Annotated in this window: 31 protein-coding genes; 2 read left to right on the top strand and 29 right to left on the bottom strand. The window is 64.6% G+C overall.

The features are described 5' to 3' along the window. The first annotated feature begins 15 nt into the window (after window positions 1-15). Both BJF92_RS06165 and BJF92_RS06160 read left to right on the top strand, forming a co-directional pair. Window positions 16-258: a hypothetical protein gene (locus BJF92_RS06165; RefSeq protein ID WP_075633864.1), complete on the top strand. Its 243-nt coding sequence runs from the start codon at window positions 16-18 to the stop codon at window positions 256-258. A 118-nt stretch (window positions 259-376) separates the two neighbouring features. Continuing rightward, window positions 377-796, top strand: coding sequence for a thermonuclease family protein (locus BJF92_RS06160; protein ID WP_158032200.1), 420 nt, complete (start codon window positions 377-379; stop codon window positions 794-796). A 95-nt stretch (window positions 797-891) separates the two neighbouring features. Here the strand turns inward: BJF92_RS06160 and BJF92_RS25505 are convergent, their stop codons facing one another. The 29 genes from BJF92_RS25505 to BJF92_RS06030 form a co-directional block, all read right to left on the bottom strand. After that, window positions 892-1,065, bottom strand: a complete 174-nt coding sequence (locus BJF92_RS25505) for a hypothetical protein (RefSeq protein ID WP_158032199.1) — start codon at window positions 1,063-1,065, stop codon at window positions 892-894. Window positions 1,066-1,223: 158 nt separating this feature from the next. Continuing rightward, the gene (locus BJF92_RS06155) at window positions 1,224-2,792 is read right to left on the bottom strand and encodes a hypothetical protein (protein WP_075633862.1); all 1,569 of its coding nucleotides are present in this window, start codon (window positions 2,790-2,792) and stop codon (window positions 1,224-1,226) included. Beyond that, entirely contained in the window at window positions 2,792-2,959 is a 168-nt protein-coding gene (locus BJF92_RS25500; RefSeq protein ID WP_158032198.1) for a hypothetical protein, read from the bottom strand. The genes BJF92_RS06155 and BJF92_RS25500 overlap by 1 nt, the downstream gene beginning before the upstream one ends. Next, window positions 2,956-3,288 (bottom strand): hypothetical protein, encoded by a 333-nt coding sequence (locus BJF92_RS06150; protein WP_143523924.1) that lies wholly within the window; start codon window positions 3,286-3,288, stop codon window positions 2,956-2,958. The genes BJF92_RS25500 and BJF92_RS06150 overlap by 4 nt, the downstream gene beginning before the upstream one ends. Before the next feature lie 50 nt (window positions 3,289-3,338). Beyond that, window positions 3,339-3,707, bottom strand: coding sequence for a DUF1515 family protein (locus tag BJF92_RS06145; RefSeq protein WP_075633860.1), 369 nt, complete (start codon window positions 3,705-3,707; stop codon window positions 3,339-3,341). Between the two features lie 5 nt (window positions 3,708-3,712). Further along, window positions 3,713-4,069 (bottom strand): hypothetical protein, encoded by a 357-nt coding sequence (locus tag BJF92_RS06140; protein WP_075633859.1) that lies wholly within the window; start codon window positions 4,067-4,069, stop codon window positions 3,713-3,715. A gap of 33 nt (window positions 4,070-4,102) precedes the next feature. Continuing rightward, window positions 4,103-4,828 (bottom strand): M15 family metallopeptidase, encoded by a 726-nt coding sequence (locus BJF92_RS06135; RefSeq protein WP_075633858.1) that lies wholly within the window; start codon window positions 4,826-4,828, stop codon window positions 4,103-4,105. Window positions 4,829-4,857: 29 nt separating this feature from the next. Further along, the gene (locus BJF92_RS06130; protein WP_075633857.1) at window positions 4,858-5,709 is read right to left on the bottom strand and encodes a hypothetical protein; all 852 of its coding nucleotides are present in this window, start codon (window positions 5,707-5,709) and stop codon (window positions 4,858-4,860) included. After that, window positions 5,709-8,108: an SGNH/GDSL hydrolase family protein gene (locus BJF92_RS06125; RefSeq protein ID WP_075633856.1), complete on the bottom strand. Its 2,400-nt coding sequence runs from the start codon at window positions 8,106-8,108 to the stop codon at window positions 5,709-5,711. Before BJF92_RS06125 ends, BJF92_RS06130 begins: the two co-directional genes overlap by 1 nt. 56 nt (window positions 8,109-8,164) lie before the next feature. Continuing rightward, on the bottom strand, window positions 8,165-9,331 hold the full coding sequence (locus tag BJF92_RS06120) for a hypothetical protein (RefSeq protein WP_075633855.1): 1,167 nt from the start codon (window positions 9,329-9,331) through the stop codon (window positions 8,165-8,167). A 45-nt stretch (window positions 9,332-9,376) separates the two neighbouring features. Beyond that, window positions 9,377-10,201, bottom strand: coding sequence for a putative phage tail protein (locus BJF92_RS06115; RefSeq protein WP_075633854.1), 825 nt, complete (start codon window positions 10,199-10,201; stop codon window positions 9,377-9,379). After that, window positions 10,191-11,276 (bottom strand): baseplate J/gp47 family protein, encoded by a 1,086-nt coding sequence (locus tag BJF92_RS06110; protein ID WP_075633853.1) that lies wholly within the window; start codon window positions 11,274-11,276, stop codon window positions 10,191-10,193. Before BJF92_RS06110 ends, BJF92_RS06115 begins: the two co-directional genes overlap by 11 nt. Further along, on the bottom strand, window positions 11,248-11,784 hold the full coding sequence (locus tag BJF92_RS06105) for a phage GP46 family protein (RefSeq protein WP_075633852.1): 537 nt from the start codon (window positions 11,782-11,784) through the stop codon (window positions 11,248-11,250). Before BJF92_RS06105 ends, BJF92_RS06110 begins: the two co-directional genes overlap by 29 nt. Before the next feature lie 29 nt (window positions 11,785-11,813). Beyond that, entirely contained in the window at window positions 11,814-12,293 is a 480-nt protein-coding gene (locus tag BJF92_RS06100) for a phage baseplate assembly protein (RefSeq protein WP_075633851.1), read from the bottom strand. 1 nt (window position 12,294) lies between these two features. Next, window positions 12,295-13,335, bottom strand: a complete 1,041-nt coding sequence (locus tag BJF92_RS06095) for a phage baseplate assembly protein (protein ID WP_075633850.1) — start codon at window positions 13,333-13,335, stop codon at window positions 12,295-12,297. A gap of 36 nt (window positions 13,336-13,371) precedes the next feature. Beyond that, window positions 13,372-13,995 carry a hypothetical protein gene (locus tag BJF92_RS06090; RefSeq protein ID WP_075633849.1) on the bottom strand — a complete coding sequence of 208 codons (624 nt, stop codon included), beginning with the start codon at window positions 13,993-13,995 and terminating at the stop codon, window positions 13,372-13,374. Then, complete coding sequence (locus BJF92_RS06085) at window positions 13,995-14,453, bottom strand: DNA circularization N-terminal domain-containing protein (protein WP_075633848.1); 459 nt, start codon at window positions 14,451-14,453, stop codon at window positions 13,995-13,997. Before BJF92_RS06085 ends, BJF92_RS06090 begins: the two co-directional genes overlap by 1 nt. A gap of 27 nt (window positions 14,454-14,480) precedes the next feature. Beyond that, window positions 14,481-16,313, bottom strand: a complete 1,833-nt coding sequence (locus BJF92_RS06080; protein WP_075633847.1) for a phage tail tape measure protein — start codon at window positions 16,311-16,313, stop codon at window positions 14,481-14,483. A gap of 7 nt (window positions 16,314-16,320) precedes the next feature. Then, entirely contained in the window at window positions 16,321-16,875 is a 555-nt protein-coding gene (locus BJF92_RS06075) for a hypothetical protein (protein ID WP_075633846.1), read from the bottom strand. 78 nt (window positions 16,876-16,953) lie between these two features. Next, on the bottom strand, window positions 16,954-17,322 hold the full coding sequence (locus BJF92_RS06070; RefSeq protein ID WP_075633845.1) for a hypothetical protein: 369 nt from the start codon (window positions 17,320-17,322) through the stop codon (window positions 16,954-16,956). Between the two features lie 2 nt (window positions 17,323-17,324). Next, entirely contained in the window at window positions 17,325-17,699 is a 375-nt protein-coding gene (locus BJF92_RS06065; protein WP_075633844.1) for a phage tail tube protein, read from the bottom strand. Window positions 17,700-17,728: 29 nt separating this feature from the next. After that, a complete protein-coding gene (locus tag BJF92_RS06060) occupies window positions 17,729-19,207 on the bottom strand; it encodes a hypothetical protein (RefSeq protein WP_075633843.1) in 1,479 nt (492 codons plus the stop codon). 3 nt (window positions 19,208-19,210) lie between these two features. Next, window positions 19,211-19,411 carry a hypothetical protein gene (locus tag BJF92_RS25030; protein ID WP_143523923.1) on the bottom strand — a complete coding sequence of 67 codons (201 nt, stop codon included), beginning with the start codon at window positions 19,409-19,411 and terminating at the stop codon, window positions 19,211-19,213. A 9-nt stretch (window positions 19,412-19,420) separates the two neighbouring features. After that, window positions 19,421-20,134 carry a hypothetical protein gene (locus BJF92_RS06055; protein ID WP_075633842.1) on the bottom strand — a complete coding sequence of 238 codons (714 nt, stop codon included), beginning with the start codon at window positions 20,132-20,134 and terminating at the stop codon, window positions 19,421-19,423. Continuing rightward, the gene (locus tag BJF92_RS06050; RefSeq protein ID WP_075633841.1) at window positions 20,121-20,522 is read right to left on the bottom strand and encodes a hypothetical protein; all 402 of its coding nucleotides are present in this window, start codon (window positions 20,520-20,522) and stop codon (window positions 20,121-20,123) included. The genes BJF92_RS06055 and BJF92_RS06050 overlap by 14 nt, the downstream gene beginning before the upstream one ends. Window positions 20,523-20,569: 47 nt before the next feature. Further along, the gene (locus BJF92_RS06045; RefSeq protein ID WP_075633840.1) at window positions 20,570-21,616 is read right to left on the bottom strand and encodes a major capsid protein; all 1,047 of its coding nucleotides are present in this window, start codon (window positions 21,614-21,616) and stop codon (window positions 20,570-20,572) included. 61 nt (window positions 21,617-21,677) lie between these two features. Further along, a complete protein-coding gene (locus tag BJF92_RS06040) occupies window positions 21,678-22,388 on the bottom strand; it encodes a head decoration protein (protein WP_075633839.1) in 711 nt (236 codons plus the stop codon). Between the two features lie 33 nt (window positions 22,389-22,421). Then, window positions 22,422-23,006 carry a hypothetical protein gene (locus BJF92_RS06035; protein WP_075633838.1) on the bottom strand — a complete coding sequence of 195 codons (585 nt, stop codon included), beginning with the start codon at window positions 23,004-23,006 and terminating at the stop codon, window positions 22,422-22,424. 6 nt (window positions 23,007-23,012) lie between these two features. Then, the gene (locus BJF92_RS06030) at window positions 23,013-23,933 is read right to left on the bottom strand and encodes a S49 family peptidase (protein ID WP_075633837.1); all 921 of its coding nucleotides are present in this window, start codon (window positions 23,931-23,933) and stop codon (window positions 23,013-23,015) included. Between the last annotated feature and the right edge of the window lie 10 nt (window positions 23,934-23,943).

Raw genomic sequence — 23,943 nt, 5'->3', positions numbered from 1 at the left:
TTGAAGGAGAGAACGATGACAAGCAAGGGCAAGCTGATTGTGCTGGCAGCGTTTGACAAGGACGATGAAGGCAATCTTCTACAGGCTTTTGACCCTAGGCAGGTCGACACAGAGGAGCGGGCGAAACGGGAAGCGCGAGCCATCGCCGACAAACACACTGGTGTCGTCGCGTGGAGTCGCGAAGCTGATCCAACTCTAGGCGAATACGGACCGCCGATCGTGCTGTTCCAGTCGGGGGAAGTACCGGAGCTCGAGTAACAAGATCATGGAGAGCGCAGCGAGCGATGGCGTCAGATCGGAGGGACCGGCAGAAAAGCATCATAGACCACGAAAGCGCGCCGCCAACGCGTCTTCCGTTATGGGGGTCATTTATTCGATGATCGTCTGGTTGATGCTTATCGCGATCAGCATGCTGCTGATCGCTCGGTGTGCCGGCGCCGTCGAGATCTGCTCGGGTGGACATCGCGCAGAACGAAAGGTGACATGCGTCGTTGACGGTGACACGATCTGGCAACGTGGCTTAAAAATGCGATTGCTGGACATCGACGCGCCGGAGACGTTCGGTGCGGAATGTCCGCGAGAAAAGGCGTTGGGAGAAAAGGCCAAGCTCAGGCTGCAGGAGCTGATGGGCGGCGGCTACAGAATCGCGAACAGTGGCCTAAGCGACCGGACGACTGATCATCGTGCGCTTGTTCGTGTGTTTATTCGGAACGGTCGAGATGCGGGCCAAGAACTTGTCAAAGAGGGGCTTGCTCAACCCTGGCCGAATAAGGGGAATAAGTGGTGTGGACGGTGACGCCAGCCGCGCCGGTGATCCCAGAGGTAAGCTTTACAGAATCAGTGAGTGACAATCGGCCGTTTATCGCGGCCGATTGTCCTCAGTCATAGCGGTTACATCCTTCGCCCACCGGTGACTTTTCTATTCGTCACAGGCTGACCACCCGCGCCTGCCTCAATCGCCGCCATTCCGATCAGGTAGACCAGCAACGGCTGCTGATCTCTCGGTACTGGGCGTGCCAATTCCACTAGCGTGCTTGCGACGTATTGCAATGTATGCTCGTTCATTAGAATCTCCTTTTATGAACGGGCATATGAACTCGTGTTAATTCAACTAAGGGATAGGTCTACATCGCACTTTCTGTACGGATCGGGCCTATGCGACGGTTTGCCACAAACGCAAACGGCCGCCCGAAGGCGGCCGAGTGGCATTGTCACGTACAGCTTTAAAAGGCCGGCATGTCGTATCGACGATACCCCCAAGGGCGCGACAGCGATACCGCGGCCGTTCCATTCGCAGGAATGGCGACATATACGACGAGGGCGGCATAGGCCGTCGCCGTCGACCCAGGCAAAGTGCCCTCGATCTCAGTCTTGAGATCGATATGATAGGCAGATGTCGGCCCTGGGCCTTGAGAAGGCAACCCAAAGAGCGCCCATGCGTTTTTCGTGCCGCCGCCAGCTGTGCTGATTTCGAGCGCGCCGTAGACATGCGCGCCGCCTGAATTCGCCTCGACATCGACGCCGACGCCGGCCTCAAGCAGGTCCTGGATCTGCCAGTATGTGGTCGGCGGACTGTCAAATTCGATGCGTGCCACGACGGCCGAAGCACCAGCCGTCAAGGCGAAACGGACTTTGTTGCCGCTATTGGCGTCAGCCGCGTCATAAGCAGCGCTGGTGATCGCGACCGAGCAAGGTCCACTTGGCGCTGGTGCCGAGATCTTCGTGTTGGCCGGAACCGTACCGCTGGACACGGTAACGTTAGCGCCCGTGATCCCACCGGAAAGCGTCAGGAAAAACGGGTTGGTGATGATCTGGCGCGGATTGTTGGGGCGGCTGTCCGCTGCTGTCGCCACACCCTTGTCGCGATACACGAAGTTGGCCTTGATCCAGTCCACCGGCCCGGCATTGGCCTGAAGGAAGGCGCCGAGCGAGGAGAAATGCGTGGGATCAGACGGCTGCAGCACGCCGCTCTTGAAACGGAGCAACGTCCCGCTCTGTGTCGCCGCCCAGACGACTGGCCCGAAGTCGAACAGGTGCACGCTCTTTGCTTCTGCCCAGGCCTTTTGCCGGAGATTGAAATCCAGCACTGCATTGACCTGGGCGGCGTTGAGCGCGGTCGATCCGGTTTCCGCGACCAGGACAACCTTCTTCCCGCTGTCAAGATCGAGCTGCCATTCCGCGACGAGGTTTGCGTAGGCAACCTGGACAACATTGCTCACGTCGACATAGACGCCGGTGATCGTATCCGTGTAACCCGTCGAGGTGATCGTGGTCGAGGCGACTGTCTGGGCCGTATCGACCTGATAAGTGCCTTCTTTGCCGGGCGTCCCAGTGAGCTGACTGACGATTTTTGTCCCAGGCGTGACACCCGAGCCGCTCAAGATGCCGCCGGGGTTGAATGTGCCCGCAACGGTATTGACCACAAGGGTCATCGTTGTGCCGGCAATAGATCCCGTTGCGGTCTGCGCACCGGCATGGGAAACATCGTTCACGACCGGAAAATTCCAGATCGAGATCCCGGCATTGGATGCCAGACGGCTATCCCTGTAGTAGCTGATATACTGGTCACTCCGGAAGCCGGAGACCGCGAAAAGGCGGTTGATCCGCAGGCGGTTGCCGGTCAGAGCATTGGCCCAGTTGAGCCAGTGGATATTCGATAGCCCGATATGCCGCGCAGGCGGAATAACGGCAACACCGCCCTGGGCAGCACGGGAATCGCCGTTGATATCCGCCAGATAGGCGTTGAGGGACCGCTTCCAAAGGGTGGATGCGGAAAGGGTTCTTGCTGCCATCACACGGCCTCCGTGATCCGCGCGCCATCGATATCCGTCAGGATCGCGCTGTCATTGTCAGAAAGAAAAATGGATCCGAATGGCGCCCTCGGCACGCTGGTGCCGGGTTTGTCGCCCAGCACCTTGACTGACTTGCGCAAGCCGCCGAACTTGTTGAGAGCATTCATGCCAGCACCCATGCCAGCTTGTCGCCGACTGCCACATAGCGATCGACGGGACCATCGTCCGGCAGAATCAGCTCGCGCGCCGAGCTCGTGGTGGAGCCAGTCGTCTGGCTTGCATCCGGCGCAGACCCCGTCGCGATGTAAGTCGGCGCCGAGACGCGCACGCGGAAGATGGACCCGGCGGACGCTGCGGCATTGGTGGTAGTCCCCGCCGCCGCCATGGTCTGCGACCACTGCGGCGAGACCAGCAGAGGCTGGCGGGTATTGCTGTAGTCACCGTCCTGGCCGGCAAGGGCGCACAGGACATGGAGCCCGGAAAAAGCCATGGTCATTCTCCAATTTTCGAGAGGTTGAGGAAAGGACAGGCGGCGCGAAGGCTGTCTTAGCGGCCGATAAGCAGGGCGCCGATACGACGCAAAGCCTCGCCGAAGGTGACGCCGATCGCCATGCCGCCAATGCCGATCATGCCCAAAGCGCCGAGGCCCATAAGCTTCCAGCGGCGGACATCATCCGTCACGGGTCGCATCTCGGATACATCGCCACGTACATCGGCGATGTTGGCCTCGACGGCTGCCAAGCGGCTGTTGGTGTCATCGATCTTGCGGTACATTTCCGCCCGGCTGGCGGACGCCTTGTCGTCGGCACGACGCAGCGTTTCCTTGACCTCCGTTTGCGTCTCACTGATCGAGCGCAAAGAGGCGGCCATTTCGCCAAGCTGGCGATGGATGCTCGGATCCGTATCAGGGGCCATCGGCACTACCGCCCGATGGGCCGGCGCGCCTTGAGCCGACCATAGAGCGCATAACCCGCCCCGAGGATCGGCGCGGCGGCAAGGATGAGGTCGATCAGCTTGCTCTGCATCTCCAGGTCAAAGCCGACGCCGAACAGCGCCAGGATGGCGGCAAGGATCGTCATCAACGACCCCAGCACCACGCGCGAGCGATACCAGGGCTCGTTATTGGTGGCGTGCAGCACATCGGGAAGCACGGTTTGCGTGACGGCCGCTATGATCGGGCCAGCGGCCTCGGGCGCAGCGTTGACATCGGGATCCTGCACTGCCCGCGTCACGGCTGTCGTGATCGCTGCCTGCAGGGTGCGCGCATTGTCGTTCATGGATGCGATCCTTTCGCGAGGGAGTAATGAAGATCAGAGGCGCGCGGCCTGGACGTGCATCCAGTCGAAGTCGCGTGCGCGGCCGAGCGAGAGCCAGCCTTGTGTCTCCCAGGCCAGCCAGAAGGAGACGGCGTCGGGATGCGAGAGCCGCGCCTGCGGCTTGGCCGTGGTCAGCCCGTTTCGCTCGGGGTCGAAGTCGATGGCGATGCCCCAGCTATGCATGCTGTAAGCCTTGCCGCCCCGCATGCGCCGGACGTTGAGGGAGCCGCCGAAGATATCGATGCCGAGATCGGCCCGCTCTTTGGCCGAGTAGACCTCGGCGATCCGCTGGAGTGCGATGAGCGCCGAGGGCGCCACCTTCTCATGCAGTGTCATCTTGCGCACGACGGTTGATCGCGCCCAGGCCAGCCGCATGTCGAACGGGATATCAATCGTTGTCTGCCGCGTCCCGACCGGACCATAAAACTCCATGCAATCGGCCTGGCGCGGCCACTGGATGGCCGAGGGCTGGCGCACATCGATCGTCGGCACACGGTCGCGATCGGGGATTTGCGTCATGGTCTTGGGCGGTACGGCGCTGGCGCTGGCCTTGAGCGCCGCCACCACGGCCGGATCGGCGATACCATCCACTTTGAGGCCGTTCGCGCCCTCGAAGGCTTTGAGCGCGGCGATCGTCGCCGTGCCGATCTTACCGTCGATGGGCCCCACGGCATAGCCGTGCGCCGTCAGCCGGCTTTGCAGCCACTGTTCAAACGTCATAGCGATGTTCCTTGAGTGTGCGGGCGCGCTTAGACCGCGCCCATCCGGGCGCGGTTGACGTCCCAGTCCTGGGCGATCATTTCTTCCATGGTCCGCTTTGACTTCGCAAAGTCCTGCAGCCAGGCGCGGCGGAAATTGCCTTGGAAGGTGCCGCCGGTAAAATCGGCCGGGCAACCGATCAGCGCGTTGCCCGCTGTCGTGGCGGGCAAAAATTCGCGCACCTTGGGAACGGCTGTGCGCGCCCCGCGCAAACCACGGCCGAGATAAAAGCGCTGGTCGAAATGCGTACCCGCCTGGTTCTCCTCATATTCATACCCCATCAGCAGGATGGACGAATTGAAGATATCGTTGGCAACCGATAAGCCTGAAATAGAGGCCAGCCCGTAGGTCGTATCGCCCGGCCGGCAGTAGAATTCGAGTTGCGCGACCTTGTTGGTGTTGTCGCCCGTAGGCGCCACATACCACTGGTTCACATTGCCAGGCGCGTTAAAGCCGGCAATCCGGTTGTTAAACCCTTCCCGAATCGTCGGCCCCATCTGCACCCAGAAGGCCATCCCGAAATGTTTCAGGCCCGTATCCAGCTTCCACGCCGGGGGCAGCACAAGGTTTTCGCCCTTGTCGCCATCAAAGGCAATTGCACCACCGGCGACCGTAAGCGGATGGTTGAACTTAACCGGCGGCCCCTCCTGCTCGAAGGCGCGCGCATCGAACTGCTTGTACTCCTTCGTCGTCGAGACAGGCGTGACGATCTCGTAATCGGGCCAGGTATAAGGGTCCATGAAATCGATGACGGAGAGCGTGCCCTCATCCATGATTTCATCCGGCATCAAAAGCGGCCCGGAGGCCACCACGTCGCGAAGCTGCGTATAGAGACCGGCCATCACGCCCATCCTTTTGCCTGGAAGATGTTGACATAAAACGTCGCCGTGACGGTGCGTCCGGCCGCGTTGGGGTGGATCCTGTCGGGCTGCATCAGCGAGGGAGGCGGATAGCCGGCGGCGATTGCCGCGGCATCGTCAGGATCGGCAGGATTGCCGGCCGCGATGAAGGCCGCCAGCTTGTCCACGGTATTGTCTGGCCAGCGCTTTCGGCATTCGGCCAGAAGCCAGGCGCGGTTGCGCGCGCGAGGATGGTTCGTGAGGACCTCGTCCCGCTCCGGCATGAAGGGGCAGACAAGGAATTGTTTGACCGCCGTCGGCTGCGCCGCGATCGTCGCCTCGAAGTCGGCCAGGATCCGCTCCGGCTCATCCGGATTGTTGCGCCCCCAATCGAGGATTAGACGGCGCTCCAGAAGATCCGGAAGAGCAGCGCCGGTAATGTTTTCGATCGGCGGCCAAATGCAGGGCAACGATCCAGTGAGCGGAATGGCTGCGCCCGGCGTGGTGCGGGTCCAGCGCATGACACCGGACGGGCGATCCCAGGAGAGCATTCCCGCCACCCCGCCCCAGAGGGCGGGGATGCCGGAGACCGAGCCCTCTGCGTAGAACGAGGCGAAGCCCAGCTTGTCCAGCGTCGAAACCTGGACAGTGCCGGAGGCCGGGATCTCGCCGGTCACCGAATAGAGCCGCAGCGGCACGGCGCCGACGCGTGCCGCACAGTTGCGGCTCGTGGCTGCGGATCGTCCGATGTTGCGGAAGGGGATCCCGCTCATCGTGGCGAATTCCGCCCCCCAGTCGGCCTCCATCAGACTGTCGCCGACGCCCAGCACCTCGCGCATCGGCATCACCCGATGCGACTTTGCGACATCAACAGGGGAAAACCAGGTGGTGCCGTCCGCCGTCCAGCGCGCCATTCCATCCGGAGCGATGAGCGGCGCGCTCGCCACCTGCCCGGTGCGTGAGAGCTTGAGCCGCGCACCTGTCTTCCGATCATTCGAGATGACCGCGCCGCCTTCGAGCGTAAGCTCAAACCCATGATCCGGCGGATCCGGCTGCACCTCACCTTCGGCATAGCGCGTCCCGTCAGCCTTGACGGCGGTCAGGATGTTTCGCGCGGGATCGACATCGGCGCGCAGGAAGCCGGAGCGCGCCAGCGCACGGGGATCGATCCCGTTCCACGCCTGAAACCGCGTCTGAATACCGGCCGCGCCGATCATCTCGCGATCGAGGCGCGGATGCTGGCCTCGGATCAGGTGCCCGGCTCGGTCAAAAAGGGCACCGACAATGCCCGAGCGCGCATATTTGTCGCCCCGATCCAGGCGGATACCCGCCACGTCGAGGCGGCGGCCGAAAAACACATGCGCGCCGTCCCGCAGGCGATAGGCGGAGATCAGGCGTCGCGCGCTATCGATCACCGGAGCGATCAGACCGGAACGCCCCAGCCGGCGTTCCTTCGCCATGCGCCAGCCGCCGCCTGTCTCCAGGCCCGTGGCGCCGATCAGAAAGGTATCATCGCGCAGCCGAAGGCCTGTAACGATCCGGCCGAGACGGTCGAGGACCGCCGCGGCGAGACCGGACCGGAGAAAGCGGGGATCGTTGTCGACACGGTAGGCGGCCATTTCGAGCGCGCGCGTGCCGATGATCGATGTATCGTCGCGTTCGCGATAGGCCGAGAGGATGCGCCAGTTGATGCCGAAAACGACATTGTCATAGCCAGCGCGGACGTATTTTTTGGCGAGATCGAGAATGTCCCGGCTGCCATAGCCGCTGATCTTGTCGTCGTGGATTGCATCGGCTGCCAGACGCGCGGTTACTTCATCCGCAAGCGCCTGATCGCCGGCATCGAGCCGCCCATCCAGCGTCGGAAAACCGTTGCGCGCCGTCGTCACCTCCAGCTCCAGCGCATCGGTGCGCCCATCAAGAGCGTGGTCGGCCGCCTCGCGCGCAGCCACCTCATCCGCAAGCGCCTGATCGCCGGCATCGAGCCGCCCGTCCAGCGACGGGAAGCCGTTGCGTGCCGTCGTCACCTCCAGCTCCAGCGCATCGGCGCGCCCATCAAGGGCATTATCGCCCGCCTCGCGCGCTTCACGCTCGCTAACCACAGACGTGCGGATCATTGCATCCTGTCGTTCGCGCTCGTCCGCCTCGAACTGCAGATCGCCGCGAAATCCGTCCAGATCCTGGCGCAGCTCGGCATCGTCGGCGGCCCGCTCGTCTCTCTCGGTCTCGATGGCCTGATCGATGTCCTGCAGGCGGTTCTGCAGCCCGTCGATCCCCGGAATATTCAGGTCGGACCGACGCGCGAAATGCTCCTCTGGGAACAGGGCTGCAGAGTCGAGGTCAAGCTTTTCGCGCGCGGGCGCGGCGCGCAGGTCCAGCGCATCCAGCAAGGAGATTGCCATACGGCAGATCCTCTTTGTTCAGATTGTTAAGGATGTCGGGCGGAAGAGCCGCCGGGTCAGTGCGCGATCCAGTGCACCGTGCCGGCGCGCAGCATGAAATATTCGCCGGCGGGAATGCTGACCGTCGCGGCGCCACTGCCCTTCGGGCCGACGAACTGACCGGAGGGCGTGGCGAGCGTGTAGGCGATCGAGCCGGAATTGTAGATTTCCAGCTCCGCGCCCGAGAAGTCCGAGGGGTTGGGCAACGTTACGGTATAGGTCGTGGCGCCGCCAAGCTGGACATAGCCCCCCAGGGCGCTTGGCGGCAGGGTTCTGGCGGCGCCGAGAAGCGTGAAGGAATAGCTTTGATAGACCACCACCCAGTTGTCGTAGCCGGCAATGACCCAGACGAAGGCATTGCGGGGCAATGTCAGGGTCGGGCCATTGGACCCGCGCGGACCCACGAAATTCCCGCTTGGCGTCGCCAGCGTCTTTTCGGATGCGCCGGCATTGTAAAACCAGTACATGCCGCCCGTCGTCGTCGCCGCCTCCGGCGCCGGAAGGGTGATCGTGTAGGAGCCGCCACCCGTCACCTCGATATATTTGCGTAAGTGCGCCTGGGTCAGAGTGACCGCGCTGGCGACGCCGACGAAACCGGGGTGATCGACATAGGCGCGCGTGGCCGCATGCAGATCCTGCGAGGGCGCACCGGGCAGCGTCAGCGGGCCCGTCAGCGTGCCGCCGGCAAGCGGCAGATACTGGTTGCCAAGCGGACGGCCGGCGCGCCAAACCGTTCCGTCATAGACCAGCGTCAGGATCTCACCCGCCAGCGCATCGCCCGCCTGCAGCTCGGAGCCATCCGAGCGGCGCACTGACTTGGCGCCCTTGCCATTGAGATTGAGGGTCACGGGGCCGTTGTTGGATACGAACAGGAACAGCGTGACCGTAAAGCCAGCCGGGAAATCCACCGGCACCGGGGCCAGGGTGGCAATCCAGGCGTTCTGATTGCCACCCTGGGCCGAGGCGCCGGCAAAATTCATCTGCCCCCGCTGGATCGCGGTGGCAAGTTGCTGGCCGTTCTGGGTCGGCGTGAGTCCGCCGGCCTGGATCAGGCCGAGCAGCTCGGCTTGCGTCGCGTTGAAAAACTCGGCGGGCACGGCCGAACCGCGCTGCGCCGTCTGCGCATTGCGGTCGACATAGGGCGCGTTCGGGTCGGCGGACCCGTACGGTGGGATATAGCGCATGATGATGGAAGCCTTTCAGAGGATCAAGCCGAAGCGGCAGAGATCTCAGAGCGGGGGCGCGTCGAAGACGTAGTCGTCGTCGAGCGTGAGGTATTCGGGCGGATCGGTGCCATCGAGGACGATCCAGTTCAGGCCCGGCGGCAGCTCCGCCGGCGGCTCCAGCGCATCGAGCGAGAGCACGGGAATGGTCCAGGCCGGAGCGATGCGGCGCATGATGCACAGCAGGCGCTCGCCATCGGCAAAGGAAAACAGCGGGTCGTAACCGCACTCGCTGTCGCCGCACCGGAAATAATCCACTGCCGAGTTCACCACCTGGACGATCCAGTAGATCTCCTCGCGAGGGCTTCCCAGCTCGTGATCGCCGCCGCATTCGGAAAAGCCGCATTGCCAGATGGCCGGCTCCCGCACGAAGATCTTGAAGCCGTAGGCTGCGGCGATGCGGATGAAATCGCCAATGGCGATTGCTGCAACGCTGTTGACCTTGGCCTCCAGCGCCCGGAGACGCTCGGCGACCCCCGTTTCACCCGAAACGCAGGAATCGGGCAGCCCGTAATCCGCCTCCCATTCGGTCAGGAGTTCGTCGGCGCCAAACACCGTGCTTTCCAAAGCCAGGCGATAGGCTCTTTGATAGAGCGTCTCGAAGGGCGAGAGGAGCGCGCGGGTCAGCCGGGCGATCCGGCTTTCGAGCGGCACGGCCTGCCCGTCCGGGCTACCGAAGGCCGCGCCCTGCGGCCAGAGCGACAGGGCAGCGCCGATCAGATCGTCATTGACGGGCTGCGACAGCGTATCCCAAGGCAAGGGCGCGGAGACCACGCCATCGAGCACGGTCGGCACGGAGGTGTAGCTGGCCAGCCCCGGATCACGCGACATAGGCGATCGTCCCGTTCACCGGAAACTGCCCTGATGTCAGCACGATATCGGCCGAGGGGGCGACCAGCCGGTGACGCTCCTCCCCCGCCACCCCCGAAATCACCTCCGAGATCCAGGAGATCGGCAGGGTGAAACTGTCGTCGGGATAGCCCGGCCGGCAACGGGCCACATACATGGCGGCAATGCCGGCGGCGATCGCCGCCCTGATCTCGTCCGTATCCGACTGCAAGCCGCCGATCGTGACATTGACGGGCCGCGCGATTGGCGCCACGGCGACACTATCGTCAAGGCGGATCATGCGGCGCGCATCGATCGCCGCCTGTACGACGGCGACATCGGACGGTTGCGGGATCGAGCCCGCGCGGCCGGCGAAGAGGAAGTAGACCACCAGCATGCCCGGCGCATTCTGGGGCCGGTACGCCCAGGCCTTGAGCACGCCCGGCACATCCGTCGCCATCCGCTCGTAATCGGTCAGCGTGCCGCCGCCGGGCGGATTGCGCTTGCGCGCCAGCGCCCGCGCGCGCAGCTCCTCGATGCCCTCGACATCGGCCCCGCCGCCCAGTCCACCTGCGCCCACTGTCCATTCCAGCGACAGGGAGGGATGCAAGGCCGGATCGGCAAGCCCCAGGAGGCCACCGGCCTCGCGGTTGCCCGCAACGCCCTTGATCTCGCAGGCAACGGCAAAGGACAGGCTGCCATCGGCACCCGAGAGCGCCGGCGCCGTCGTCAGATAGGTCATGTCGCCGGAGACAAGCCGGATCCCGGCCGGATAGACCGCCTGCGCCGCCCCGGAGCCCGTGACAAGCCCTGCCGCCGCCGATGGTTGCCGCTGATAAATTCCGATCTCGGAGGCATGCAGCCGGACCCAGCGCAAATCCGTCGCCGTGGTCAGAAACATCTGACGCGACAGGGCCGCCATGCGCAGCTCGAATTCATGCGCCAGCAGCGCCAGGACCTTGACGATAACCGTCAGGACATTGTTCTTCAGCGCGGTATCGGTGCCCGGCAGGTACTGACGGAACGCGCCGCGCAGTCGTCCGGAAATCTCAGCGGGTGAGCGGATGATCCACGCCATCGATCTGGCTCCACAGCAGTTGGAATTTCTGTTCGTAGACAAGAGCGCCACTGCGCCCCTTGATTGCCACCGCATAGTCCACGCGGTTGCGCGGCCGGTCGGCCGTCACGGTGACATCAAGCGAGACCGCCACGCCCTGGTCGAGGAGCGGCTGCAAGGCCATGCGCACATAGTCCTCCACGACGGTTTCGATCCCGTCGAAGATCGGACGGCGGCGCAAAAGCCAGAGCCTGGAGCCCATCGGGCTTTCCCCTTGCGCCAGGTCGAAGCCGTCGCCGACCCAGCCCCGGTTTTCCACGCCGTCCGGCAGCTCGCTCGCCTCGACCCTGACATCGGTCATCAGGCAGATCAGGACCTGTGTGGCCAGGCCCTGCTCGGCCTTGAGATCGCCGGGCGCTTGCGGATGGGTGAGCGCATTGACGGCCAGATCCCCCGCAATGCCATCCCAGACGAGATCGGGCGCGCGATAGGGCTCCTGCTCCGGTTCGATCGGGATGATCCTGACCATGCTGTCCCTCGTTCGCCGTCTTTGTCAGATCACGCCGGCGTGCCGGTATTGCCGCTGCCGGGAACGACCCCGCCATGCACATGGGTGTCATCCACCCTGACGCCGTTGACCTTGAGGAAACCGCCGGTGATCTCGACACCGCCGGCGGAGATGGTCAGGGTCACTCCGCCTTTCGTCAGCGTCATGGAAGCGCCCGCGATATCGATGCGGATCCCGTCGCCCATGACCATGCGGATGATGTTGCCGCCCGCGTCGTAAAGCGCCGTCCCGCCCCCCGGCATTCCCGCGGGCCGCATTCCGGGATTTTCGAGCCCCAGAACGAAGCCCAGATCGGGATGCGGCGCGAGCAGGAGGCCCTTGGCGCCCTTGACCGGCATGGAGGCAAAGCCATGGGTCTCGACCCGGTGAATGCGCGTCCAGCCATCGCCGAACAGCGCTCGACCGGACACGAATTGTTGGCCGTCGCGCTCGTCCATCCGACCGTCGAATTCAAAGCGTCTCAGATCCATCCTACTCATCCCCGAACACCGGCTTGACCGGCCCCGGCGCGCCATAGCCGGAGGCGCTCCTGCCGCGCGGGTTCTCGCCGCCCAGCGCCCGGGGATCGGCGAGCGACAGTATGGCCTCCGTGCGGTCGCCCTGTTCCAGCGAAACGGATTTGATCACCATGAGACCGTCGATCCCCAGATAGGGATCTTCGACCTGCACCAGCCAGTTCGGCGACCAGATCCGTCCGGCGGCATCGCGCCAGCCCGAAACCGTGATCGAGGCGGTCGAGCCATTGCCGGCCGCGCGCTTGGCCTGCCAGAGGGCCCGCGTCTTCATGCGGTCGCTGGTGGTCTCGCCCTCATGCGGCACGATCAGCACGCGGCGGCGCGACACGCCGTCATCGACCACCGTCGCCTCGCCGCGCAGCTGCGCCTTGCCGACCCCCTCGCCCGCCTGGCCACGCACCTTGACATGGCTGTAGCGCCCGGCCTCGGTAAAGGTGGCGCTGCCGGCCAGGATGTTGACCCCGAAGACCAGGCCGCCGGCATGGGTGCCTTCCGGCTTCATGGCCAGCTTGATGCGACCCTCGGCCGTGTCATGGATCAGCACGCCCCGGCCGCGCGCGCGCCGCTCGATCGAGGCGAAGGCGCTTTCTCCCGGCTGCAGCTTGTGGCGCGGCTCCCGGGGAAAATCGCCGTCTGCCTCGATACCGATCCCCGATGCATCGAGCTCTTTCGCGATCGCCGAGAGATCCTTGTCGAGGATCTCGCCCGAGGGGTGATCCGCCGAGCACTCGACATAATCGATGGTGCGCGAGACCAGGCTGACGGAAAGCGTGTGGCTCTCGGCTTCATGGGCGGGATTGACATCCCTCACATAGCCCGTCAGCAGCACTTCTCCCGAGGCCTTGAGCACCACGGGCGTGCCGATCGACACCGGCAGACCAGGCCCCAGAACGAGCAGATCGAGCGTTGCCGTGCGCGCGGCCTCTTCAGCCGAAATCGAGACACGCGTGGTCTTGATCGGCGGCAGTCCCTCCGCCGTTACCCTTTCGAGGATCATGACAACTCCCTGAAATTCACGCTCCCGCGCCGCGCCCTATCTTTCGAGCGCTTCGAACGTGACCGGCATCAGCATCGGCGTCAGGCTGCGCGCCACATCGGCCAGCCCTTCCGCCCTGCCCGCATCGCCATAGAGCTTCCAGGCGAGCACGCTGGCCGGCAGCGACACACCCGTCTCCACCCGCACCATCGGCACGGCATTGGCCGCGAGATCCGAGAGGATGCGCAAGGCAACGCCGCCCAGATCCGAGAGCCAGGCGTAAAGGTCCACGCCCGCTGCCCCGCGCGCCGAGCCGATGTCGAGCGCTGCCTCGAGCGCGTCTGCCAGGGCCGCGCGGGCCGTGCGCGCCTCCGGCCGCGAGGGCCAGTCGATCCTCGGCGCCGCAAGCGACAGTCCGACCGCCAGCAGCACACGGCAGGCCTCAGACGTGGCCGCGTCGGTCTCGGCCGGCGCGACGAAGCGGGCGAAGTCGTCGGGCGCCCGGGCCCATTCGGCCGGCACGCGCATGAGGTCGAGCACCTCACCGGCGAAGTCCGCCCGACCGAGCCCACGCGCCGCCTCGATGCGGTCGAGCAGATCGGCGAGATCGATGGGGCTTGCCACCAGCGTGGTGGCGAGATCGGCGACCCATGCGAGAATGATCGAACGATCGGCCGCCATCAGAACAGCCCCGCGAAAGAGGCCGCAGCCTTCGACACGCCGGATTGAAAGGCCGCAGCGAGATTGCCGAGCCCCAGCGCCGCGACGGCCCCCGCCCCTGCCGGTACCGCCGTCAGTCCGAAGGCGATGTAGCCCATGCGGTCGCGCTCCCGCATCCGGGAAAACTCCTCGACATAGGCCATGCGCGGCAGATCGACCGGCAGGCAGAGGAGGCCCGGCCCCGGCATCTGGCAGGCCGCGCGCAGGGCGGCGCCCTGCAGATCCGCGACATCGCCGAGCAGATAGGCCGTGACCGAGACGCGCTCGGCGCGCGCGCCCATCTCCTCGACATAGGCCGTATAGCCGCCCGCCAGCTCGTGCAGCCCCAGCCGCTTGCCGCCATCATGCGTGTCGCTTTCGACGTAAAACGGCACGCCGCGATAGCTCGCCGCCCGAAGGAGCTTGACCCAGTCGCGCATGAGCGCCTCCCGTAGATGATTGGACCGTCACCGCCCGCCGGCAGGGCCGAAGGTGGTCGGCGGCATGCTGCGGCCGGTATCGGCATTGACGCGCGGCCGGTAGGACGAGCCGTCACTGTTGAAAGCCATGGACGAGCGACCCGCCTGGAGGAGCGCCTGGGCAGCGCGCGAAATGGCTGCCGCCACATCGTATCCGGCCACGCGGAAGGCGGAAGCGCTGTCGTCGATGTGCTTGCCCGCCTCGCGCCCGCCTTCCGCCAGATTTTCCCCCGCACGCTCCCACTCCCGCTCTCCCTTTCCAGGGACGATCTTGAGGGCATCCCTGACCTGGTCTGCCGAAGGCGGCGAAAAGAACCGTTGAATGGCCTGACCTGCGTCAGGTGAAAGAAAGGCCGGGTTCACTTCCGGCTTTGCCGGCACAGGCGTCGAAGAGGAATGACGGCCAACAGATGGCTTGGCCCGCTGCGCCTCATAGATCCGCTTATTGTAGTCCTCGACAAAGGCCGGATCCTTGTAGCCGCCGGCGATCGCCATGCGGTCCTTTTCGATCTGATCGCTCGTCAGACCGAATTTCGTGCGGTTCCAGAAACCGTTGACGCCGTTCTTTTCCAGTCCGCGATTGACCGCGGTGTGATAGTCGATGACACCGGTCAGGGCATCAATGGCTTCGGTTCCGCCATTGATTGCAACGCCCTTACCGAAAGCCGTCTTCAGCTGGCTCCAGCTATTCGAAAGCGCGTCGATTGACGCTTGGGTGTCGTGCATGACCCGCTGCACATCACGCCAGACGGTGCCCTTCACATCCGGCGCATTCATCGCCTCAAGAAAGCGCTTAAGACTATCCTGGCTGGTGATCAGCGACTGCATGCCAAGGCGGAATTGCTCATCGGTGAACAACTGAGGGAGCTTTTTTAGGTCCCCTTTGATGGACTCATTGGAAATCCGCGTGAATGCAGAGACAACATCTTCGCCGTTTCTGGCGGCATCATCCAATTCCTTATTCAGGTCTATGCCCAAATCTTTGAATTTCTTGATGTTATCTGTGCTGTATATTTTCGCGAAGACATTCTGCGCATATGTCGCCGCAGAAGAGTCGTCGCCGGTATCCTCTCGAATCGTCTGAAGGATTGCCACGAGCTGCTTGAGCCCAGACTCGCCCTTATAGCCAAGAGACGCGAAGCTGTTGGCGAGGCCGGGAATGTACTGAGACATGGCTTTTAGCTCAAACTGCCCCGCCTTGCCGCCAGTCACCATGACGTCAAAAGCATCCTGCATATTTCTTGCTTCGATCCCCAAAGCGGAGGCCGTCTTCAAACCAGTATTGGCGATATCGTTGGTGGCGGCCCCCGATGCCTGCGCCGTTGCCAATACGGATGGCAAAAACTCTAGCGATTCCTTGATGCTCTTGCCGGAGGCCACCATCGTGTCCATTGCTTCGACGGCAGGAGCAACGCTGTCATAGCGTAGGTCCTTCGCAATCCTCTGCATATCGGCGAAGGCGGACTCCATCTCCTCAGCGGTGGCGCCCGAGGTCGTTCCCATCCGGGTCATTTGCCGCTCAGCAGCGGCAAAGTCGAAAACAGCATCCTTGATGCCCTTTCCGACACCATAAGCCGCAAGCGCGCCAAGTCCCGTCTTGACGCCCGACATCGCCGTCTCGACACCCTGCGCGGCGCGCTGCACCGCGCCCGTGCGCTTGGTAATCTCGCCGATCCGACGATCCATCGACGCAGCCGTCCGGTTGAACTGCGCCATCTGGCGCTCGACCTGCCCCATGCGCAGGGCGACAGAGCGAAAAGCGGGTCCGCTATTGTCTCGCCCCTGAAACTCCAGCTCCGCCTTGATCTTACGATTTGCCATCAAATCCTCACTTGAACAGGACGCGTTCCAGCTCATGCACCATGCGCGGCAGCATGTATTCCTGGATCACCTCAGCCATGACATCGAGATAGGTCTCGGGGTCATTGGTAATGGCATGGGCGGGATTTGCACCGAACAGCTCGCGGATCTGCTCCCGCTTTGTCTGCCTGCTCGGCATTTGCGTTCCGGGGATGCGCTGCATGACGCCGACATGCCCCGAGGCGAACTGCGCAACAAAGGCATGATCATACTGCCCGCGCCGGTTGACATAGCTGCCCTTGGCATTCTGGACGGCCCCCAGCGCCTGCAGCGGGATCCAGTTCGAATTGACGACGACCGTCGAAGTATTGCCGCCGGCGTTGAAGGCCGCTGTTGTCAAGGCCCTGACGATTGCCGCCGGCATCTGCGTGTGTTTCGACGAGCGCGCGACGATGCGCGTGCGCGCCATCGAGCCCAGCCGCCGCATGACCCGCGCCAGAACCTTTGTCTGGATCTCGCCCGGCATGCGCTGAAAACTGCGCTGAAGCTGCGCGATATCCGCGCTGGAAAGCTTGAGATCCATTGCCGCCCCGCTACCCGTCCGGTTGCCGCCTGGCGCGCTCGACCAGGCGCATGGCCCAGTAGCCGATTTCCCGCAACGTCATTCCGGCGACGCGGCCGGGCTCCCATCCGAGCCGGAAGACAAATTCGTCGGCGATGCGGTCGAGCCCGTCGGTTCCAGAAAAAAACCTGCTAGCGCCGCCTCCAGGCGGCCGCCATCTGTGGCCGAGATCCCGGAGATATGCTCGTAGCCGGGGGAGACGATCAGCCGCTGCAGATAGGCGTCCACGACTTCGGGATAGGTCACCACCATGCCGCCACCCCGCCCGTTCGGCTGCCATTCCTGCGGAAGGCCGAGGCCGGACATATAGCGATCGGCATAGGTCGGTTCCCGCAGCGTCACACGGTCAAAGGGCGCAACGCCGGGAACCTCGTAGCGCCTGGAGAGGATCACTTCCTTGGCTGCCATGATCAGCCTCCCGTCTTGCGATAGACTTCACCGACCAGCGTCAGGCCGCTGACCTCGCCATTCATGCGGTTGTTCTCGGGGTCACCCGAGAAAAATGCGTTGATGAAATGGTGAGTGACGCCAGTGAACTCCTCGACGATGGTGACCGACATGCGGGGCGCCTTCATCAGGGCCGCATAGTCGATGCCACCATCGGCAAAGGCGACGTTGGCGCGCGGTGACGTGGGCGTGCCGACGCGGTCGGTGGAGCCGTTCTGGTTGGTAATCGCCTCATTCGTCTGGCTGGCGACCAGAACGGAAAAGGTGCCGCGCAGCGACATGACCGGCCCGCTCGAAAGCCGGAACGAGATCTTGCCGCCGAAATCCTTGCCTGCCATGGAGTTACTCCTTTAAAAAATTGGGCCGATCAGGCGTAGACGCGGGCGAGACCGGCGAAGATGTCCAGCGGATTGGCGCGGTCGAGCGGCAGCACCATATCGACGCGGTTTCGGTTGTCGGCGTTGCGCGTCACGCGGATCTCGGCGAAGGCCGCTTCCGTCGCCTCGATCACGCCGCGCCGGGCTAACTCCATGGTCGAAGTCACGAGCGTCGCCTGGATATCGCGCGCGGTGACCAGCGTCGGCAGATCGGCCGGATTGTCATCGACGATCGCCTTGTTGGAATGCTCGAAGGCCAGCTGCGCGCGGACATATTTGAGCGCATAGGTGATCTGATAGACCGCCTGAATATCGCGCAGCGCCGTATCCGGCACGCCATTGGTGGTCTGCTGTTGCGTCACGATCTTGTCGATCAGCACATTGCCCGAGACATCGACCTTCCAGGCGCTCACGCTGTTTTTCAGGAGCGCATCGCGCGTGGCATAATCAGGCCAGTAATTGCGGTCGCGCGGCGCAAGGACGCCCTCGACCACCAGCCCGCTCTGATTGGCCGAGACACGGCCATCGACGCCGGAGCCCAGGAAGGACGCGATCCGCGCGACAAGGGCGGTCACAAATTCATAGGCCGGCGTGCCGTTGCCGGCATTGGAAAACACCGGGATCATGGTCAGGTGCCAGCTGTCGCGCGCAAGCGCCCAGGTGGTGAGTTCGGCGACCGTGCCGGTGCGCGGGTAGAAGGCATGGCCATAGAGCTGCTGCGCGTAAGACCACCGGCCAGAAACCGACGACAGGAATTGATCGAGCAGGAGGCGGCTTGTGTCGTCGCCGAAGGCCGAAACCATGATCTCGAAGGGATCGTCGCCCATGGCCGCCAGCACCGGCGCGAGATCCGGGGCACCCGCACCGGCCGTTGCCGTGGCGAAGGTCAAGAGCCCGGAAAAGGCATTGACGCCATCGGTGACTGGAACGAACAGGTCGAGACCGCCGGCATAGGCGCCCCTGTGCCGTGCTGTCAGCGTGACGACGGCGCCCACGACGGTCGCCGTGAAGGGCAGGCTTTTTTTCGTCAGGGCGTTGAAAAAGCCGTTGATGGCGGCGGCGAGCTGCGCCGCCACCGTCGAGGCCGACGAGCTCGCTGCAATCTGCACCGCGACGCGCTCGCCGGCAACCTGCAGAATGCCCTGCCCGCCGGCGGCCGGCGGCGTGCCGACAGTCACCGTGCGCACCTCCGCCGTGCCGGAATCATCCACCCGCGCAAGATAGATTTCCTGCGCAGGCGCGTTCTGCCGGGCGCGGATGAACATGCTTTCCAGCATCGAGCCACGGCCTGCGAGATAGCGGGCCTGATCCACCGTGGTGCAAAGCGCGATGGCGCCGGCGGCCAGCGCTGCGCCCGCCAGCCCGTGGCCAAGCAGGATCATCCGGGTTTCGGAGGAAAACAGGCCGGCGGACTCGACATCAAAGGCAAGCAGCGGCGCGACGATATCGCCGGGAATGTTGGTGGCCATGGATCAGGTCCTTTTCGGGGTCTTTGGCGCAGGAGACGGCGCGGAGGCGGGCGCGGGATCTGCATCTGGCGGCGGCAGCGCGACCAGATCGCCATCGCGCACGAGGTTGCGATGAAAGGTGGAGACAGGGTCGATCGGCGCGCCCTCAGTGGGCCAGCCACCGGGGATGGAAAGCCCGGGGCGGGGAACGTAAAGCGGGGGCATGATGGCTCCTCAGTCTGTGACGCCGAAGACGATGCCCTCGGCCGCGGTAACGCCGCGCATCTCGGTCAATGCGGCGGGCGCTTCCGCTGCAAAGGCATCGGCAAGTTCGGCAAGCTTGGCCTTGGCATAGGAGCCCGCCGGCAGCGCCTCGGCGATCTGCCGCAAGGGCTGCGGCAGTCCGCCGGCCAGGTCGAAATCATCGTCTGGGATCGACAGATGAAACCGCAGGACCATGCCGTGCCAGCGCAGGCCATATTCCGGCACACCATAGGTCTTGATTTCGATCTCGCGCACCTGGCGCACGATCCGACGCCAGGGCCCACCGGCGGCCGAGCGCTCCAGGAGATGCCGAACCTGGGCGGCAAGCGCAGCCAGCACCAGCCGGGCCGTCGGATCGGTCTCGGCCATGGCCGCGACATAATCCGGCGCGCCGGACTGGGGATCGCTGGCAACCACAGCCAGCTCGCAGACGACATCGAGAATGCAATCGGCTTCCGTATCGCCCGCCGGCGCATGCGGGCCGCGCAGCCGCGCCCCGCTTTCGGGCGTATAGAGGCTGACGACGGGCGTGTAGGGTGCCGCGCGGTCGAGATCGGCGATCGCGGCCGGACGACTGTCCAGCACCCGGCCGCGCGCCATGGTCGGAAACGGCCCATCCGGCAGGGACGCGGTGGGCAGCAGGGTCTCCACCGCCAGGAGACGGACGGCCTCAGCCGAGAGCATGACGGACCTCCATCAGATAGCAGGTGGCGCGGTCGGACCCGTCGCGGTCGATCGTTTCGATCCGCCAGCTCTTGCCGCCCGAGAGCACCACATCGCGCTTGACCGGCCGCCAGGGCCACTCGGTCATGCGCGCCGACAGGACCGCATCATAGGAGACGATCCCGCCCGTGGTGCCGGGATCAGATGGCAGCGCCCGCATCATCGTGCGCGGCGGAGGCTGCAGGTCGATGCTCCCGAGGAAGTCGAAGGGCGGTCGCCCCGGATCCTCCGCCTCCGGATGATTGACCGACTGCCCCGTGCGCATCCCGACAAGGCGGCAGGGCGTGAGGTCGAAAATTCCCGAGCACGCGTGTTCGGTGAAGGCACGCGCGGCGGCCCAGTCCACCATGAGGCACCCTTTCGATGGCCGCGCCGGGCTCACGCCCGGCCGCAACATCAGTTGGAGGTGATGATCTCGACCTGTGTTTCCGGCCGCTTGTTGACGGCGAGGAAGTTGGACTGGCTCTTGATCTCGTAGCCGGCGCCATGGTCGAGCTGCTTGGTGGTGATGAGGATCGGCTCCTCACCCTCGATCGGCCGATTGACGAGATCGATATGAAACGCCGGCCCGTCATAGGTGCGCATCGTGTTCTGGGTTCCGGTCGGATAGGCATGGCCCTTGCCGGCGGCGACGTTGGGCTCAGAGACGATTTCGCCGCTCGCCGTCTTGACCGGCAGGCTGCCCTTATATTCCCGCCAGAGGATATCGCCGAACAGGAACAGGCGACCCCAGTTGTTACCGAGATTGGAACGGCCGATCTGCGACTGATAGTTGGCGTTCTGTGCGTTCAGCCAGAATTTCTCAGCGTTCGGGTGGCTCACCAGCCGGGAGAACAGCGTGGGGCTGGTGATCACCTCGATGCCGTCGGAGGTCTCGCCCTTGAGGTTGGTCTGGACGTGGTCGCGGATTTCCTCGCACTTGTCCATCAGGTTCGTGGCCGTGCCGAGCTGGAGATCAACGACCTTCTTGGAGATCCCGAAGACATCGTAAAGGTCATAGAGCGTGCGGCCCTTGCCGTCCTTGATCAGGCCCTTGAGCATGCCGAGGCGGATATATTCGCGCGTGATCGCATGCTTGACGCGGATCTTCGCAAGCTTGCGCCCCAGCTCGCGATCCAGCGAGGCCGGCGTGACCTGACCATTGACGATCTCCAGGAGGCCGTCGATGTCGTCGGGCGCGATGAAATCGATATGGGGGAAATGCGGGATTTCCAGGATGATCGAGTTCTCGCTGTCGTTCGGTCCGACATCGCCCGGCGCGCCGCGCGGCGCCTGGGCCAGCACGTAGATCTGGCCATCGCGATAGCCGATGCGAACATAGCGCGAGCCCTTGCGCTCGCTGGGCGCGATATTGAGCGCATTGAGCAGCCCATAGGTATTGGGGATGCGGTTGACCTCTTCGGTCATCTCCACATCGGTATAGGGGAGAAGAATTTCCGGCATAGCGGAGCCTTTCAGGCTGGGCGGGTGGGCGTGCAGCCCAACCGGTCAGGGAAACAGGGGATCAGGTGCGGATGGCAAGCGCCAGGCGCTCATCGATGCGGGCAATGGCCGCCGCCTTCTGGGCATCCGTCGCGGCGGTGGGCCAGAGGATTGCTCCTGCGCGCAGCACCGACAGGCGACGGATGGCGAGCCCGTCCGTGGTGTTGTCCACGCCGACGGCAGCGGTCACTTCGCGGATGGAAAAGCCCCAGATGTGCTGGGTGCCGTCGATGGCCGTCGGGTCCCATTCCTTGACCTTGCCATCATCCGCGCCGACGCCCTGCGACACCGTGACGGTAAAGGTATCGCCGACGGCAAAGGCCGTGGCGCCACCCGCGATGGTGAAGCGCACCGCCTTGGAAAAGGCCGCGCCGCCCGTGGCCGTACCCACCACGACGCCATCGGGGTCCTCAACCCGGAACTTCGACGTTCCGTCCGCGCCGCCCACGCTGCAGGTCACCGCGTAATCGCCGACCTTGACACCCGTGCCGAAGGCGGGATTGGCCAGCGTCAGCGTGCCATTGCCGGTATTGCCGGCGACGGCGGCGGCGACAACGGCAAGCGCGCCGCTTGCGGCAATACGGCCCAGCGGCGTGCCGAGGCGGACCGTGCGCGGCGTGCCGACGCCGCCAAGCAGGGTAAAGACCTCGCGGCCAAGTTCGGGATCGAGTTCGCGCTTGACCAGATCGGACACCTGGTTCGGGCGCGTGGTCTTGAAGACAGCCATGGGCATGGGGGAGTTCTCCGGTAACAGGGGTCAGAGGGGTCAGCGCGCCTTGATGGCGCTGATCTCGGCATTGACGGCCTTGCGCAGCCCGCTTTCGGCCTTGGCCGGCTGGGCGGCGCCGGGCATGGCGAGCTGCGCGGCGGCAAGCCGTTGCTGCTCGTAGGTGGCAACGGGCGCGGCAGGGACAGCGGCGGCTGCAGGTGCCGCAGCAGGAGCGGCCGCCGTTTCCGCTGCGCCAGCGGCGACAGGCGCCGCCGCGACATTGGCCGTGACAAAGGCCACGACGGCATCGGCCGCCATGCCGGGCGCGGCGGTGGCAAGGTCGAAGGCCGCCGCCATGCGCGAGGCGTTGCCCTTGATGCCGTCCGCGCCGAGAACGGCGCCCATCCGCGTCATGGCCGCGGTATAGCCATCGGCATAGGTGGATTGCGGCTGCGCAGCGGAGGCGGACAGTGCGGCAAGGCTTGCCGCTACTGCCGGCGGAGCATCCGCCGCAGCGGGCGCCGGCGGCGCGGCAGCCGTCGGCGTGCCCGCCTGATCGGCCAGAAAAGCAGCCTCGTCGAGGACGAGTTCGGGCGCTCCCGGGCGGGCCGCGCCCCGGATGATGTCAAGCAAATTGGTCATGGGGGATCAGCTCCGGTTAACTTCGGCGACGAAGGCGTTGAAGGCGTCGAGCGGGTCGGCGATCGCATCGATCAGCCCGAGCGCGAGGGCATCGGTGGCGTCATAGGCATCGGCCTCGGTCGCCATCGCCCTGGCTTTGGTGATCCGGCCGCGCCGCCCTTTGGCGACCAGCTCGGCGAAATCGCCCCGGATGGCCTCCGCCTGGGCGGTCCATTGCTCGGCGAGATCGGCCGGCAGGGCCTCGTAAGGATTGCCCACCGCCTTTTTCTTGCCGGCGCGGATGATGGTCAGGGCGACGCCGTCCTGTTCCATCTTTTTCGACATGTCCGCATGGATCATGATCACACCGATCGAGCCGGCCCCGCCATATTTCGGGGCGACGATCGCGCGCGTCTGGCTGGCCTGCATATAGGCCGCGGAATAGGCGAAATCGGTCAGGATCGAGATCGTCGGCTTGATCTTGGACAACCGCGCGATCATTGCCGCCGTCTCGAAGCCGCCATTGACGGCGCCGCCATAGCTGTCGAACTCGAAGGCCACCCCGCGCACCCGTGGCGACTGGGCCGCCATGGCGATCTGCGCCTGCAGTCCCTGATAGGAGGTGAGGCCCGAGGACGCGCCGAGCCAGCCGCCCTTATGGACGAGGGAGCCCTCGACCGGAATGATCGCGACGCCCTGCACCATGTCGAAGGGCAGAAGCCCCGCCGCGCCATAGGCGCGCTCGATACGCCCCCCGACCTTACCGGCGATCGGCCGGCCATTGCCGCCGCCGACGTGATCCACCGCGCCCGCGCCATTGGTTATGATGACCGAGGAGCCGGCGAGGCGTCCGCCGAGGCCTTCAAGAAAAGCCTCGGCCTTGCGATCGTCATAAAGCAGCGGCGTGTTGAACACCTTCTGGGCGATATGACCGTAATGAATGCTCATGATCGCCCTC

Origin of the sequence: Xaviernesmea rhizosphaerae, from assembly GCF_001938945.1 — a bacterium.
GTDB lineage: Bacteria > Pseudomonadota > Alphaproteobacteria > Rhizobiales > Rhizobiaceae > Xaviernesmea > Xaviernesmea rhizosphaerae.
The sequence above is the reverse complement of the archived record's forward strand: the minus strand, read 5'-3'. Positions and strand labels throughout refer to the sequence as shown.